Origin of the sequence: Methylobacterium sp. Leaf466, from assembly GCF_001425565.1 — a bacterium.
Lineage (GTDB): Bacteria > Pseudomonadota > Alphaproteobacteria > Rhizobiales > Beijerinckiaceae > Methylobacterium.
On record NZ_LMRC01000033.1, the window covers coordinates 144,852 to 159,948 of the forward strand.

Consider the following 15,097-nt stretch of genomic DNA (forward strand, 5'->3'; position numbering starts at 1 on the left):
GGGAAGCGACGATTCGCCCGGCACCGTCCCGGCCTTCGGGACACGGCGACGGACAGTCGGGACAGGCAGGGCTCGACCTCGGGTCGACGTCGTCGCTGGCGGCCGAGGCCGACCCCTCGCCGTCTATCCGGTGCTGCGGAGCGGAACCCGGAATCCAGAACCTCGACGCGCGTCCATCCTGGCTCCCTCGGCGGCCTTGGCTTGCGCGCCTCCGGCACGGCCCTTCGGGTCCAGGTTCGCCTGTGGCGCCTCGAAAGGCGGGGGTCTTTGTCCGCAACCTCAGGCAGGAACCCTGTCGGGACCAAGCGGCTGGACGCTCTTGCCGCCTGGCGCTACGACCCGCGCCTGAGAGCGCGCATCAGGCGCCACTTGAGCGGGCGCAGGCGCTTCCAGAGCGTGGTCTCGCGCAGGCGTTCCACGAGGGCGTCGAGGGCGACGTTGCCCCGTCCCATGACGCTGGCGGCCTCGACCGCCTGGTAGAGCGGCACGACGATGTCGCAGTACTCGTCCTTGTAGGCCTCGTCGCCGATGCCGAAGTCGAACACCCGGTAGCCCTGCTCGTGGCACCAGCGCACCGTGCGGTCGTTGAGGATGCGGCCGGGCGCATAGCGCCGCCACGGCTCGTCGGAATAGCCCGAGAGGATGTTGTAGAACCGCTCGCCCAGGACGAAGCTCCATTGGCTCGCGATCACCGTCTCGCCGGCCAGGATCCCGGAGACGACGACGGGCCCGCCCAGCGCCATCGTCCGGGCCGCCTCGCGATAGAACGCCAGCTTGCCCGGCAGCTCGAAGCCCGGCACCCGCGTCTCGTCGAACTTGCGCGACTTCGTCTCGACGAGGTGGTCCATGAACGCGGTCACCTCGGCCTCGGTCCGGGCGACGGCGAACCGGACGGGCATCTCGCGTTCGAGCTTGCGCACTATCCGGCGGTGGCTCGACCGCACGGGGAGCCGCTCGTCGAGGGCCGCCAGGCTGCAATCGAGGTCGATCGCGTGGCCGGAGGTGCCCATCGCGGTGGGTTCGAGGTGCATCAGCGGGTTGCGGATTCCGCCGAACGCGGCGGGCATCTTGTCGAAGACCGCCACGTCGTAGGCCGGCAGGGCCGCCTTGATGCGCGGCCACAGGTCCGCCCACAGGCGCGCGTCGATGGCGTCGGCCGCCGGGAACAGCACGGGCATCCCGTAGTCGGTGATGGTGCCGTCGAGGAAGGCCAGGATCCTGGCGCCCCGGCTCGCCTCGATGCCGAGGGGAAGCAGCATGACGGGTTCCCCGAGCCCGTCGAAGATGCCGACGAAGACCGGTCTGGTCCCCCGAGTCCGGCCCACCGTCTCGAGCCAGAGGTCGAGGACGTCGCAGCACTGGAAGACGTGGCAGCGGGCCTCGCCCATCCTGTCCGAGCGCGGCCAGTGGGCCGCGAAGGCGGCGAGCGAATCTGAGACCCGGACCTGCAGTGGGGCGGGACGCGGGTCGGCGGCGGAGGGCATCGGCGAGGCGGTCGGCGTCATGATCGCACCTGCGCCGCATGGGCGACGCCGCCGGTCGCGCTCCGCCGGCCGTCCCGTCTGACCAGGACGAGGAGCGTGATCCAGAAGGCGACGGCAAGGGAGATTTCGGTCACGTACAACCCCAAGAAGACCCCCGGCAGGAGGAGAAAATAGGTCAGGACGGCGGAGACGGCCGCCCCGAGGAGGTTGCCGACGTTGTAGACCGCCGCCCGCACGCCGTGGCGGCCCGACGCGCCCAAAACCTCGGAGGCGGCGACGTGGATCGCCACGAAGACCACCGACCAGCACATGATGCGCAGGTTCTCGACCATGGCGCCGAACTGCGCCCCGAACAACCACGGCATCGCCGGTGCCACGAGCCAGGTCGCCGTGGCGGTCACGAGGCCGATGGCGACGGCCAGGGCGGCCAGCCCCGCGATCAGCGGCGTCATGGCGCCGTAGCCGCCCACCGCCGCCCTGGCGAGGCGCGGGTACATCACCCGGTGCAGGGCCTCCGTGGTCAGGATGCTGGTGTCGACGATGCGGCGGGCCACGCTATAGGCGCCGATCGCCTCGGGTCCCGCAACGATGCTCAGCATGAGGAAATCGATGTTCTGGCGGAAGGCGCGAAACAGGAACGGCGTCGTGAAATAGATCCCCTGGCGGACCTCGCCCCGCATGATCCGCCAGTGCGGCCGGCCGAACCGCCGGATTGCCAAGAGGCAGGCGGCGGCGACGAGGACGTGCGAGCCCAGCATCCAGAACGCCCATTCGCTGGTCTGGTCCACGCCGAGCAGGCCGCAGGCGAGGGCGGCCACCCCGGTCCGCGCGAGGGCGAAGCCGATGTTGATCGCGTTCGCCCCCCCCATGAGCCCGCGGGCGATGTAGACGCGCTCGGCGAGGAGAATGACGCGCACGAGCACGACGTTCGTCACCACCAGCGCACTGAGCGCCAGGGCGTTCGTCGATGGGTCCGGTGACAGCGTGACGAAGCTTGGCAGCGCGATGCCGAGGATCAGCGAGAGGACGAGCCCGGAGCCGCCGAGGAGGAGGAGGTGGTGTCCGAGGGCCTGCGCGTAGAGGCCGGGCTCGGCCGCGACCCGTCGCACCAAGGTCTCTTCGGCGCCCAATCCGCAGATCTGCACGGCGACGTTCGTGACGGCGGTCACCGACATGAACAGGCCGAACTGCTCGAGGCCGAGGCCGCGCGCGAGCAGGGCGAACGTGACGAGTTGCGCCGCATTGCTGACAATGAGGGTGCTCGTCGAGAAGAGGCAGCTCAGGGTGACGGCGAGCCTGCGCGGGCGCGGGCCGTTCGACGAGGGTGCAATGGCCACAAACGCCCTTCTCACACGGCTGGCTTCGGGACTTTCGTGCAATGCGGCATACCGCGTCGCGCCGCCTTCGTCTTCCTCTCGAGGACCCCCGCCCTTATCCGGCGGAGCGTTGTCCGGGTGTTTCCGGCCGATGCGCTTAATGCGCGCTTGCCGTCGTGGCCGGATAACCGGGGAATCGCCGCGGGGGGCCGGTCCGCGACGGCGAGAGGGCGGCCGGCCTCGGCGCCTCTCACGAAAAGCCCGCCGCGAAGGGTGTGCGTGAACGGGGAACGGCATTGACGGACGTTCTCGTGAGGGACTCTTAACCGCGCGGTAAGGACGCCCGGCGGATCGTCGCTGCCGGCCCCTGCAAGATCGTGCCCCTTGCGCGCCTGGCGCGCGCGATCCGCGCCCGATCCGCGCCCCTGGGGATCGACGGTCGCGACGAGGAGCCGATCATGAGCGACGCCGGCATCCCCCTGGCCGCGGGCGATCGCCCGGATCGCGCGGCGGGGACGGGCGCGCTCGGCCATGCGCTCGGCGCGGTCCTCCTGGCCGCGACGCTGGTGTTCTACTTCGTGTCGACCAACCCCTTCGTCGACCTGACGGCGGCGGCCTCCGTCGATCCGGCCACCGACCAGTCGAACACGCTCAATCAGCTCGTCTTCCTCTCGCTCACGGGCGGGCTCTGGCTGTTCGCCCTCGCTTCGCCGATGCGAGGCGAGATCGCCCAGCCGCGCGCGCTGCTCGCGGCGGTCACACTCTGGTTCCTGGCGGCCTCGGCCGTCTCCGACCACCCGGACCTGGCGATCAAGAGGACGGTCCTGGCGATCCTGACCTGCGTCAACGCAAGCGTCATCGTGTTCCTGCCCCGTTCGGAGGCCCGCTTCGCCCGCATCCTCACGGCCTGCGTCGCCCTAACCCTCGCCGTGGCCTACCTCGGCGTCCTGTTCCTGCCCAACCTGTCGATCCACCAGTTCTCGGAACTGCGTGAGCCCATGAACGCCGGGCTGTGGCGGGGCCATTTCACGCACAAGAACGCCGCCTCGACGGTCATGGTGATGATCAGCTTCATCGGCCTCTACGCGTTCCGGCGGGGCCTGAGGCTCGTCGGGGCCACCGTCTTCGTCTTGGCCGTGGTGTTCCTCCTCCACGCCGGCGGCAAGACGGCGACGGCCGCGCTTCCGGCCATCCTGCTCATGTCGTGGATGTTCGAACGCTGGCGGCTCCTGCGCATCCCCCTCGTGATCGGTGGCGTCGCCGCCATCAACACGATGACCCTCGGGTCCGCCACCGTGCCGGCCATCCGCGACCTGGTCGCCGCCCTCGGGATCGACCCGACCTTCACCAACCGCAGCGACATCTGGAAGATCGGCGTCGACGCGGTGGCGCAGAAGCCGGTGTTCGGGCACGGCTTCCAGCTCTTCTGGCAGACCGGGGACATGGTCTACCGCGCCGGTCGGGGCGAGGACTGGGCGGCGGCCGCCTACAACGGCCACAACGCCTACCTCGACAGCGCGATCACCACCGGCATCCCGGGGCTGATCCTCACGCTGCTCTTCGTCATCGTCGTGCCTCTGCGCGGCCTCGTCCGCTCGCCGGCGACGCGGTACACGCCGCTCAGCAAGCTCTACGTGGACATCTGGCTCTACGGGCTGTTCACCGCCTGCGTGGAGAGCATCCTGTTCAGCTCGGGCAGCGTCTTGTGGTTCATGATGCTGGTGGCCATCGCCGGGCTGCGCCTCCAGGGCCGGGCTGACCCGGTCGACGACACCGGAAGAGCCCCACGCCTTCCGTCCGGCGCCGCCCCGGAGCGGAAAGCGCATGACGGGCGAAACGCTTGACCCACGGCGGGAGCCGTGGCTTCTGGGGCTCGCGACGTCCCCGACTCCGTAGCTCAGCTGGATAGAGCAGCCGCCTTCTAAGCGGCAGGTCGTTGGTTCGAGCCCAACCGGGGTCGCCAGGCATTCCGGCGTATCGTCAATGAGTTGGCGCGTCGCCATGGGTCGGTGGCCACCGGCGGCTAAGCCCTCTTTGCCCCATCGCCGCCGTCGACGTGCCCGGCTGAGCGGCCCCGGCCGCATGTGACCTCCCGACCTCGCCCACCATTTGCAACCCCCGAGCGCGAACCATTTCGACGCATGCGCGTTTGTCATGCCGTTCGAACATCCGGACGCGTGGAGGTTTCAATGCGCAAGATACTCGTGGTGACGGCTGCCCTGGGGGCCCTGATGCTGCAGGACGCGCCGAGCTTCGCGCAGGGGTTCCGGATCGGTCCCGGCGGCGTCGAGGTCGACGACGGGCGCGGCTACCGCGACGAACGGGACGATCGCCGCTTCCGCCGCATGTGCCGCGAGCTTCGCGACCGCTGCGAGAACAAGGATCTTTATGCCGAAGAGGGTCAGGGTAATTGCCGGCGCTACCGCCGGACCTGTGGCTGAGGCCGTCCGAGCGGATCACCGCCGGAGGTCGAACGATCGGCCTCCGCAAACGTTTGACGTCGCCGACACGAGGATGCCGGCATGAAGACGTTTTGGGTTTCGGCACTCGTCGGCGTGAGCTTCGCCGGGCTGAGCCTCGTCGCTGCGATCGATCAGGCCGTGGCGCAGCGCGGCGGCCCCGACTACGGCTACGGCACCGACGAGGGCGATGACCGCAACCGTAGCGATCGCCGCCGCCGCGACGACGATGACGACCGGCGCCGATACCGCGATCGCACCGACGAGATCGACCGCAACGCCGAGCGTGATCGCGAGACCGACGAGGATCGCGATGTGCGGCGCCCGCGACGCTACGACAACGACGATCGCATGCGCGATCGCGGGGGCCAGCGGGCGCCGCGGGCGCGATTCGACGAAGACGAGTATCTGCGCTGTCATCCGGACGTCCGCCGCGCCGTCGAGCGTGGGGATCTCGAGTCCGGCGCCCTGCACTACCGCACCTTCGGTCGTCGCGAAGGGCGCAAGCTCACCTGTCCCCTGAAGGTCTAGGACGGGTCGCCGTCCGATCTGCCGATCCGGTCTTGGTGAGGTCCGGTACGTATGGCATGGTCGGTCCATGCCATACGCGGTCGAGATCACCCTGGCCGAACCACCGTCCGCGGACGGTGACGACGCCTTGCCGATGTACCTGCTGCCAGAGACCTTCGATACGGTCGGCGATGCCAAGGCCGCGGCCGAGGCGCACATCGCCGGCTTGCCGCGCGATCCGGCGACGGTCTTCTTCGCCATCACCGACCAGAACGGCCTGACCGTCACGACGAGCGCGAAGCAGGCGGGTTAGGGCGCCCCGCGTTTTCGGCGAGGTGTCGCCGCTGACGACGCCGCGCCTATCCGCTCACGAGGTGGACGAGATAAGCCCCCAGGAGGGCGACCGGCACGCTGACGACCATCGTGTCGGCATAACGGGCGAGCCCGGCGTACACGCCGCTCTGGAAGGCCTCACGAATTCCGAGCGACCACAGGGCGAGGGGGGCCAGCGCCCCCACGAGCAATCCGCCGACGTACCAGGGCATTCGCGTGTCGCTCCTTCAAGACCGCCCGGTGCCGGCCGGCGCAGGGTCGCCCCTGACGGCCGCGTCGTAACCCGCCAGCCACTGGGCATGCGCCTGCGTGCCTTCGGCGTAGGGCACCGATTCCCGGGCCAGGCCCTTTCCCGGCGCATAATACCCGAGCGCGAAATGGTCGAGGTTGTCGTCCGGCGACTCCATCAGGCATCGTCCCTGTCGATGTCGACGTTCATCTCGGCCTCGTCGAAGGTGTAGCCCTCGAGCCAGTCGGCGCTTTCCTGCGATCCGGCGGGATAGGGGTTGGCGTCCGCGGGCTTGCCGGCGCCCTTCGCGACCTTGCCCTCGTTCATCACGGTGGTCGACACGAAGTTCATGCTAGCACTCCTCTTCGGCACGCCTCGCACGCGCCTACCGAGTATGTAGGGCCGGGCGATCGGAAAAGCCCGGCCTATCGGTCCGTCGGATCCGCGCGCAGGTCCGTTACCGTCCCGATGGTCAGCTCGTCGACCCGCAGGCGGCCGATGTGCGCCCCGCGGATCGAGACCCGCCGGACGGACAGGCGGCCGATGGAGAAGGCGCCGACGGCGACCGCCCCCAGGGCCAGGGCACCGATCGCGATCGCGCCCAAGGCCAGGGCGCCGGTCGCCTCGGCACCGGTCGCGGCTGCCCCGGTCGCCGCCGCGCCGGTCACGCGGGTGGTGCGAACGGACGGGCGGGCTCCGCCCACGCCGACCGGTGCCTGCCGATCCTCGAGAGTACGCTCCGGCATCGCGACGATCCTCCAGGAGACCCGATCGCACGGCGGCGACCCGTCCCGTTCGGCGACTTGCGCCGCCAGCTTGCACCGGTTTCTCCCGCGCTCATAACGGTTAGGTCCTCCTGCCGCGACCCGATCGGGGCGATCCCGCAACTGGCGCCGGTCATCCGGGCGATCAGGCCGTGCAGGCGCCGCCGATGGGCAGCACGACTTCCGGGTAGCGGCTGTTCTTGCGGACGCCCTTGCGGACCGGCCACTTCAGGGTCTTGCGGATCGTGAGGCTGTCGCTGCCGTGGTCCGGGCTCAGGATCCCGCTGGCGAAGAGGATGCGATAGGGCATCTCGACTTCGACGTAGAGGAAGCGGGTGCCGGCCTCCTCGTTCGAGAAGAGGTGGGTCACGTCCTCGCCGACGGCGCGCGGGGCGGCATTGGCGGTGGCGGCCGTCGAGCAGACCTTGGCGGTGACGGCGCCGTCCTTGGCGGGGGCCCCGATCGTGCTCAGCCTGACCTTGGCGGTCGTCCCGTCGAACGGCGGCAGGATGAGGCCGGCCGCACCGAACAGCTTGGCGGCGGCCGCCGCGTCGAGGGTCTCGCCGTGGCTTGCGATCTCGCCGATCGCGCGGGCCAGGAAACCGACCTTGCGGGCATTGTTGGCGAAATGCGAGAGCTCGGCGCATCCGACGATCATCAGGATGAGGATCGGCGCGAACATCGCGAATTCGACCGCCGCGATCCCGTCCTCGGCCGCGCGGAACCGACCCGCGAGGGAGCGTGCGCCCGGCCGATCCCCGGCACGCGGCCCCCGGACCGTCATGGCGCGGGCGTCGTCCCCGGGGCCGCGCATTGGGCGGGAAGGCCGAGGCCGTCCTGGATGCGGAAGGTGTAGGCCGCCTGGAGGACGCGGTTGCCGTTGGCGAGTTCCTCGTGGCCCAGGCTCAACCCTGACAGTCCGACGAACTCCGCGGCGACCTGAAGCACAGCGATGGCGCCGTCGCGCGGACAGTCTGAGGTGGTCCCGAAGCCCTCGCTCCAGGCGCGGGTCGCCGGGTCGATCGGCAGGGCGACGGAGGCGGTGGAGAGCGTGTCGAACGTCCGCAGGTGGATCCGGATCGAATCGCAGTTGAACAGGGCGCCGATCTGCCCGCAGATCTCGGTGCGCAGGGCGGACGTCGACGGCGTCTGGCCGCTGGGGGCGGCCACGAGCGTGTCGCTGGAGATCTTGCGGGCGGCGATCTCGGTGGCGTTGTCCATGGCGTGCCCCATCCAGTACATCAGGGCCACTTCCAGGATCACGAGGAAGGTCATCAGCATCGGCAGCGCGATCATCGCGAATTCGACCGCCGCCGCTCCTGTGCGGTCCGAGCCGATCGAGCGTCCTCGCGTCGCGCATCGCCGCAGGGCGGCGCCCGTCCTCGCGACCGCGGAACCGGCGGTCGTCATCGGCCGGGAATCCGCCGAGGGGGGCTGATGGTCAGGCCGGATGCCGGAGCCGTCTGCGTGTCGTCCAGCGGAGCATGCCGCGCATCCACGAGAAACCGTCCCTGTCCCGTCCGGACCATCGTGCGCGATGCTGTGCGATCGTCGGGACGTCTTGTCGCCGTCTCGAGCGATAGCACGCGGTCCTTGTTCAAACCTTTCGTCGACCTCGCATGGTCGCGGCCCGTGATCCGGTTTCCGCTTGAATCAGGCGTAAACCGTATCACCGAGCCCGCGCGGCGCCTGAGCGAAGGCCATTTCCGCATCACGAAGTGATCACCCCAGAAATGGGATGACCGGTCTTCGCACGGCGGATCGCGATTGGGCTCAACGGATCAGGTGCACGTCCCCGTCGGTCTGTCCGAGACCCTTGGGCACCGGCACCGTGGTGGCGCCGTAATTGGTGTTGATCGTCAGCTTCGGGTTGGCGGTCAGCAGCATCTGCCGCGTGACGATGACCGTGAAGGCGGATTGCTGGGCGACGTCGTTGGTGGCGTCCACCACGAACCGCCCGCGCGACAGGTAGACCGTCCCGGTCATGTTCGAGGCATAGTTGGTCTTGATCTCGTGGTTGCGCAGCAGCGGAGCGGCGCGGTCCTCGAAGAACAGCAGCCCGGCCATGGCCCCGGAGCGCGGCGCGTTGAAGTCGACGCGGGCGTTGCTGAGGAACTGGAAGGTGCTGCCCGTCCCCGTGAGGTAGAACCCGACCCCGTCGCCGCGCACGTCGGCGTTCGAATCGACCACGAAGGGGCCGTCCTTGATCACGTACTCCCCCGGCGCGAGGCTCACGTAGGAGTTGCCGCCGATGAAGAGCCCTCCGCAATAGGTGCCGGGCTGGAGCAAGTGGCGCCCCCCGGCGGTGCCCTTGTCGACGACCGACGCCTTGGTCGCGGTGCATCCGGCGGAAGGGGAGGGCGCCAGCCGGTCGGCGAGGGGGTCGTCGATGCCGCGGCAATCGCCGATGCGCGACCCGTAGAACGTCCCCTGGCCCGAGAAGCCGCCGCCGGAGCATACCCGCGCCGCCGTCACCTGGATGCCGCTGTCCGAGGCGATGCCGCTGCTGCTGACGGCGTTCGAGTGGACGTCGCAACCCTTGGCCGTGAGCCAGGCGTTCGACTTGAGGTGGATGGTGGCGCTGCTGGCCGGGTCGAGGGCGATCACGCACACCTTGCGCTGGCCGCGCAGGGTCGCCACCGAGGAGGCCTCGATCGTGCCCGGAACGATCGCCAGCATGCCCGACAGGGTCTGCTGGCGCTCCGATGTCAGCCGGACCTGGACGCTGCGCCCTTCGTCCAGCGACGAGACGGTGGTGGCAAGGCCGATCTCGGCGCCGTCGGCCGGAAACGCCTTCTTCGCCCAGCTCTCCGCCACGGCCTGCATCCGCAGCGGCTCGAAGGCGTTCACCGCGAGCTCGCGGGCGGCCGCCATCGCCGCCGCATCGGCGGCGGCCTGCAGCTGCGAGCGCTGCTTGACCCACGTGCCGTAGTCCACGGCGACCCCTCCGATCCCCATCAGCACCGGCAGGGCGAGGGCGAACAGGACGAGCGTGCCCCCCGACGTCGACGCCCGAAACGCGAGGCGGAGGGACTTCGGCGTCATCACCGCACGTCTTTCTGGTCAGGGCGGTCGCTGCCGAGGGCGCGACGGGTCTGCCGATCGATGGACCGCGAATGCTTGAGATTCGGTTGTGACCCACCCGAAGAGCGTCCCGCCCCGGCGGTCGGCCCGCGACCGCAGGACCAATGCCGTCGCATGTGGCGCGTGTCTCCTGTAGATCGTATCCGATGGAGCACCGCGAACCGCACCGGCCGTCCGATCGCCCGCGGTTCCGCTCGTGCCGCGCGGTGGCCGCATGACCGACGAGCCGGGGTTCCTGGCGGGCGGCGGCAGGGCCGCGCAGATGATCCGCGCCCGCGACTGGTCGGGCCATCCCCTCGGTGCCCCGCACGCGTGGCCCGAAGCCCTGCAGGTGGCGCTGTCGCTGGTCCTGAACTCGCCGGAATCAATGATCCTGTGCTGGGGCGAGGACCTGCACTTCTTCTTCAACGAGACCTACTTCCCGCTGCTCGGGCCGCGGCTGTCCTGGGCGATGGGATCGACCTTCGCCGAGGTCTGGGCCGACGGCTGGGAGCAGGCCAAGCCGATCATCGCCGAGGCGATGGCGGGCCGCAGCCGCCGCTTCGTCGACCTGCCCTGGACCCTCGACACCGACCGCGGCGCCAAGGAGACGTGGTGGACGTTCTCCTACTCGCGGGTGCTCGATGCCGACGGCGCCGTGGCGGGCCTGTTCATCTTCACCAACGAGACCACGGGCCGCGTCCTGGCCGATGCCGCCCTGGCCGAGAGCCAGAGGCGGCTCGAGACCGCTCTGGCCGAAGTCCGCAGCCTCAACGAGAGCCTGGAGCGGCGGGTGGAGGAGCGCACCGCCGAGCGCGACCACCTGTGGGAGAGCAGCGAGGACCTCCTCGCCTATGCCGACTTCGAGGGGCGCATCCTCAGGGTGAGCCCGTCCTGGGTGCGGACCTTCGGCCACGACGCCGAAATCCTCGTCACGACCCCCTACATGCAGCTCGTCCATCCCGACGACGTCGCTGCCGTCGCCGGCTGCCTGGCGCACCTGGAAAAGGACCGGCAGCCGGTCCGCTACGTCAACCGCCTGCGCCACGCCGACGGCTCCTGGCGCAGCATCGCCTGGTCGCTGGTCCCCGAGCCGGGCCGCGATCGCTTCAACGCGGTCGGCCGCGACGTCACCGCCGAGCTGGAGGCCGAGGCGAGCCGCCAGCGCCTCGAAGACCAGCTCCGTCAGTCGCAGAAGCTGGAGGCGGTCGGCCAGCTCACCGGCGGCGTCGCGCACGACTTCAACAACCTCCTGACGATCATCCGGTCCTCGGTGGACCTGCTGCGGCGTCCGTCCCTGCCGGAGGACCGCAGGGCGCGCTACCTCGACGCCGTCTCCGACACGGTGGACAGGGCCGCCAAGCTCACCGGCCAGCTCCTGGCCTTCGCGCGACGCCAGACCCTCAAGCCGCAGGTGTTCGAGGTCGGAGAGCGCCTGCGCAGCGTCGCCGAGATGCTCGATACCCTCATCGGCGCCCGCATCCGCCTGACGATCGAGACGCCGGAACGGCCCTGCTTCGTCGAGGCCGACCTCAACCAGTTCGAGACCGCCCTCGTCAACATGACGGTGAATGCCCGCGATGCCATGGACGGCATCGGTACCCTCGTCATCCGCCTGTCCAGCCAGGGGGACATCCCCTCGGTGCGCAGCCCGGCCACGGGGAAGGGCCCGTTCGCGGCGGTGTCGCTGACCGACACCGGCAGCGGCATCCCGGAGGACCGGATCTGCCGGATCTTCGAGCCGTTCTTCACGACGAAGGAGGTCGGGAAGGGCACCGGCCTCGGCTTGTCGCAGGTGTTCGGCTTCACCCGGCAATCGGGCGGCGACATCGCTGTGGAGAGCGTGCCGGGGGCGGGGACGACCTTCACGCTCTACCTGCCCGAAGTCGCCTCCGCTTCGCCGGCCGCGCTCGCCGCCCCGATCGAGGAGGCGTCCCCGATGGGGGGTGGCGGTCGGCGCATCCTGGTGGTCGAGGACAACGTCGAGGTCGGCCGGTTCGCGACGCAGGTGCTCGAAGACCTCGGCTACCGGACGATCCTGGCCGCCCATGCCGAGGCCGCCCTCGACATCCTCGGCACCGACGGGGCCGGCTTCGACGCCGTGTTCTCGGACGTGGTGATGCCGGGTATGGGCGGCATCGCCCTGGCCCGGCTCCTGGCCGAGCGCCTGCCCGGCCTGCCGGTGGTGCTGGCCTCTGGCTACAGCCACGTGCTGGCCCAGGAGGGCGCGCAGGACGTCGTGCTGCTGCACAAGCCCTATTCCGCCGACCAGCTCGGACGGATCCTGCGCTCGGTCGCCGTCAGGGCGCCCGGGGAAACGGGCGGCTGACGGCGTCGCGCCCCCCGGCGGTCGCCATAGGGTTGACCCATCGGGTGGCTGTCGTCACATCGAGGCGACACTCTCGACCGCGTGAGCCGATGTCCGACGTCCTCGTCATCGACAACTACGATTCCTTCACCTGGAATCTCGTCCATCTCATCGGCCCCCTGTGCCGATCGATCGACGTGGTGCGCAACGACGGCATCACCATCGACGGCATCCGCGCGCGCGCGCCCGACGCCGTGGTGCTCTCGCCCGGGCCCTGCTCGCCCAACGAGGCCGGCATCTGCCTCGACGTCATCCGCGAACTCTCCGGCGAGATCCCGATCTTCGGGGTCTGCCTCGGGCTACAGGCCATCGGCCAGGCGTTCGGCGGGGCGGTGGTGCGCGCACCCGTCCCGAAGCACGGCAAGGTCTCGGTGATCACGCATGGGGCCACGGGCCTGTTCCGCGGGCTCAACGGCCCGTTCGAGGCGACGCGCTACCATTCCCTCGTGGTCGAGCGTGCCACCTGCCCCGGCACGCTCGCCGTCACCGCTGAGGCGGACGGTCTGATCATGGCGCTCGCGCATACGCAGCTGCCGGTCCACGGCGTGCAGTTCCATCCCGAGAGCATCCTCTCGCACCACGGCGCCCATCTCGTGCGCAACTTCCTCGACATCGCCGCCGCCTGGAACGCAGGGCGTGACAAGGCGCGCACCGGCGTGCATTGACGGCGGCGATCGCCGGACCGGCGGAACCGGAGCGGACACCGCGCCACGACGATGGATTCGTTCAAAGCCCTCCTCGCGACGGTCGCGGCCGGCCGGGCGCTCTCGCGCGGCGAGGCCCGTGCCGCCTTCGACCACCTGCTGTCGGGGGAGGTGACGCCCGTGCAGGCGAGCGCCTTCCTCATCGCCCTCAAGGTGCGCGGCGAGGCCGATGACGAGATCGTCGGCGCCGTCGAGGCGATGCGGGCCCGCATGGTCCGGGTCGCGCCGGTGGCCGGCGCCATCGACGTGGTCGGCACCGGCGGCGACCATTCGGGCAGCTACAACGTCTCGACGCTCGCCGCGATCCTCACCGCCGCCTGCGGCGTGCCCGTGGCCAAGCACGGCAACCGCGCCGCCACCTCGCGCTCGGGCGCGGCCGACGTGCTCGATTCCCTCGGGGTGAAGCTCGGGCTCGATCCGGACGGCCTCTCGCGCTGCCTGGCGCAGGCCGGCCTGTGCTTCATGTTCGCGCAGACCCACCACGGCGCCATGCGCCACGTCGCCCCGATCCGGGCCGAGCTGCCGACCCGGACGATCTTCAACCTGCTCGGCCCCCTCTCGAACCCGGCCGGCGTCGAGCGCCAGCTCTTCGGCGTCTCCAGCCCGGCCTGGGCCGAGCCGCTGACCCGGGTGCTGGCCGAACTCGGCAGCCGCCGCGTCTGGACCGTCCACGGCAGCGACGGGCTCGACGAGATCACCGTCACCGGTCCCACCGCCGTGGTCGCCCTCGACGAGGGCCGGATCGACCGCTTCACCATCGACCCGCGCGAGGTCGGGCTGCCGCTGTGGACCCTCGACGACCTGCGCGGCGGCGACCCCGACCACAACGCGCTCGCCCTGCGGGGCGTCCTCGACGGCCGGGCAGGCGCCTACCGCGACATCGCCGTGCTCAATGCCGGGGCCGCCCTGGTGGTGGCGCAGGCCGCCGGCACCCTCGCCGAGGGCGTCGCCAGGGCGGCGGCCGCCATCGACTCCGGTGCCGCGCGAACGACCCTCGACCGCCTCGTCCAGATCTCGAACGCCTGAGAGGCGCCCCATGTCCGAGACCGACGCCCCGCCCGTTCCGCGTTCCGACGTGCTCGCCCGTATCGAGGCCTACAAGCGCCGCGAGATCTCCGAGGCCAAGCTGCGCCTGCCGCTGGCCACCCTCGAGAAGCGCGCCGCCAAGGCCGGTCCGGTCCGGGGCTTCGCCGAGGCCATCGCGGCCCATGTCGCGCAGGGGCGCCCCGCCCTCATCGCCGAGGTCAAGAAGGCCTCGCCCTCGAAGGGCCTGATCCGGGCCGACTTCGACCCGGCCGCCATCGCCGAGGCCTACGAGCGGGGCGGCGCCAGCTGCCTGTCGGTGCTCACCGACACGCCCTCGTTCCAGGGCAGGCCCGAATATCTCACCGCGGCGCGGGCGGCCTGCGCCCTGCCGGTGCTGCGCAAGGACTTCCTGTTCGAGCCCTACCAGGTCTACGAGGCCCGCGCCTGGGGCGCCGATTGCGTCCTCGTCATCATGGCCTGCCTCGACGACGACGAGGCGCAGGCCCTGGTGGAGACCGCGGGCGATCTCGGCATGGACGTGCTGGTGGAGGTCCACGACGCGGCCGAACTCGCCCGCGCCCTGCCGCTGGGCACCCGGCTCGTGGGCGTCAACAACCGCAACCTCAAGACCTTCGAGGTCGCCTTCGAGACCGCCATCGATCTCGCCACGGGTATCCCGGCCGATCGCATCGCGGTGGCCGAGAGCGGCATCTCCGATCACGCCGATGTCGTGCGCCTCTCCGAACACGGCCTGCACACCGTGCTGGTGGGCGAGAGCCTGATGCGCCAGGCCGACGTGGCGGCGGCCACCCGCAGCCTCCTGTTCGGCGCGAAGGCCTGA

The 15,097-nt window shown here is 70.5% G+C and carries 17 protein-coding genes and 1 tRNA gene; 9 read left to right on the forward strand and 9 right to left on the reverse strand.

Annotated elements, in window-relative coordinates; translation table 11 throughout:
- Positions 1–332: 332 nt before the first annotated feature.
- On the reverse strand, positions 333–1,505 hold the full coding sequence (locus tag ASG59_RS15670) for a GNAT family N-acetyltransferase (protein ID WP_056409947.1): 1,173 nt from the start codon (positions 1,503–1,505) through the stop codon (positions 333–335).
- Complete coding sequence (locus ASG59_RS15675) at positions 1,502–2,821, reverse strand: lipopolysaccharide biosynthesis protein (protein WP_056409950.1); 1,320 nt, start codon at positions 2,819–2,821, stop codon at positions 1,502–1,504. The genes ASG59_RS15670 and ASG59_RS15675 overlap by 4 nt, the downstream gene beginning before the upstream one ends.
- A gap of 437 nt (positions 2,822–3,258) precedes the next feature.
- On the opposite strand from ASG59_RS15675, the gene ASG59_RS15680 reads away from it, so the two are divergent.
- The 5 genes from ASG59_RS15680 (at position 3,259) to ASG59_RS15700 (ending at position 6,082) form a co-directional block, all read left to right on the forward strand.
- Positions 3,259–4,644: an O-antigen ligase gene (locus ASG59_RS15680; protein ID WP_082528806.1), complete on the forward strand. Its 1,386-nt coding sequence runs from the start codon at positions 3,259–3,261 to the stop codon at positions 4,642–4,644.
- A 42-nt stretch (positions 4,645–4,686) separates the two neighbouring features.
- Positions 4,687–4,763 (forward strand) — tRNA-Arg (locus ASG59_RS15685).
- A gap of 226 nt (positions 4,764–4,989) precedes the next feature.
- Entirely contained in the window at positions 4,990–5,241 is a 252-nt protein-coding gene (locus ASG59_RS15690; RefSeq protein ID WP_055878855.1) for a hypothetical protein, read from the forward strand.
- A gap of 81 nt (positions 5,242–5,322) precedes the next feature.
- Positions 5,323–5,790 carry a hypothetical protein gene (locus ASG59_RS15695; protein ID WP_056409953.1) on the forward strand — a complete coding sequence of 156 codons (468 nt, stop codon included), beginning with the start codon at positions 5,323–5,325 and terminating at the stop codon, positions 5,788–5,790.
- Between the two features lie 67 nt (positions 5,791–5,857).
- A complete protein-coding gene (locus ASG59_RS15700; RefSeq protein ID WP_056409956.1) occupies positions 5,858–6,082 on the forward strand; it encodes a hypothetical protein in 225 nt (74 codons plus the stop codon).
- Between the two features lie 46 nt (positions 6,083–6,128).
- On the opposite strand, the gene ASG59_RS15705 is transcribed toward ASG59_RS15700, so the two are convergent.
- The 7 genes from ASG59_RS15705 to ASG59_RS15730 form a co-directional block, all read right to left on the reverse strand.
- Positions 6,129–6,314: a hypothetical protein gene (locus tag ASG59_RS15705; RefSeq protein ID WP_055878843.1), complete on the reverse strand. Its 186-nt coding sequence runs from the start codon at positions 6,312–6,314 to the stop codon at positions 6,129–6,131.
- A gap of 15 nt (positions 6,315–6,329) precedes the next feature.
- On the reverse strand, positions 6,330–6,509 hold the full coding sequence (locus tag ASG59_RS15710) for a ribosome modulation factor (protein ID WP_082494265.1): 180 nt from the start codon (positions 6,507–6,509) through the stop codon (positions 6,330–6,332).
- Complete coding sequence (locus ASG59_RS20975) at positions 6,509–6,682, reverse strand: hypothetical protein (protein ID WP_165700230.1); 174 nt, start codon at positions 6,680–6,682, stop codon at positions 6,509–6,511. Before ASG59_RS20975 ends, ASG59_RS15710 begins: the two co-directional genes overlap by 1 nt.
- A 74-nt stretch (positions 6,683–6,756) precedes the next feature.
- The gene (locus ASG59_RS20980; protein WP_200945972.1) at positions 6,757–7,077 is read right to left on the reverse strand and encodes a hypothetical protein; all 321 of its coding nucleotides are present in this window, start codon (positions 7,075–7,077) and stop codon (positions 6,757–6,759) included.
- Positions 7,078–7,240: 163 nt separating this feature from the next.
- On the reverse strand, positions 7,241–7,879 hold the full coding sequence (locus ASG59_RS15720; RefSeq protein WP_162245464.1) for a TadE/TadG family type IV pilus assembly protein: 639 nt from the start codon (positions 7,877–7,879) through the stop codon (positions 7,241–7,243).
- Positions 7,876–8,505: a TadE family protein gene (locus ASG59_RS15725; protein ID WP_056409960.1), complete on the reverse strand. Its 630-nt coding sequence runs from the start codon at positions 8,503–8,505 to the stop codon at positions 7,876–7,878. Before ASG59_RS15725 ends, ASG59_RS15720 begins: the two co-directional genes overlap by 4 nt.
- A 363-nt stretch (positions 8,506–8,868) precedes the next feature.
- Entirely contained in the window at positions 8,869–10,140 is a 1,272-nt protein-coding gene (locus ASG59_RS15730; protein WP_056409963.1) for a pilus assembly protein TadG-related protein, read from the reverse strand.
- A 253-nt stretch (positions 10,141–10,393) separates the two neighbouring features.
- Here ASG59_RS15730 and ASG59_RS15735 point away from each other — a divergent pair, with 253 nt between their 5' ends.
- The 4 genes from ASG59_RS15735 (at position 10,394) to trpC (ending at position 15,097) form a co-directional block, all read left to right on the forward strand.
- Positions 10,394–12,487, forward strand: coding sequence for an ATP-binding protein (locus tag ASG59_RS15735; RefSeq protein ID WP_056409966.1), 2,094 nt, complete (start codon positions 10,394–10,396; stop codon positions 12,485–12,487).
- Positions 12,488–12,576: 89 nt separating this feature from the next.
- A complete protein-coding gene (locus tag ASG59_RS15740; protein WP_056280254.1) occupies positions 12,577–13,191 on the forward strand; it encodes an aminodeoxychorismate/anthranilate synthase component II in 615 nt (204 codons plus the stop codon).
- A 51-nt stretch (positions 13,192–13,242) separates the two neighbouring features.
- Complete coding sequence (gene trpD / locus ASG59_RS15745) at positions 13,243–14,256, forward strand: anthranilate phosphoribosyltransferase (RefSeq protein ID WP_056409968.1); 1,014 nt, start codon at positions 13,243–13,245, stop codon at positions 14,254–14,256.
- Between the two features lie 10 nt (positions 14,257–14,266).
- Entirely contained in the window at positions 14,267–15,097 is an 831-nt protein-coding gene (gene trpC / locus ASG59_RS15750; RefSeq protein ID WP_056409972.1) for an indole-3-glycerol phosphate synthase TrpC, read from the forward strand.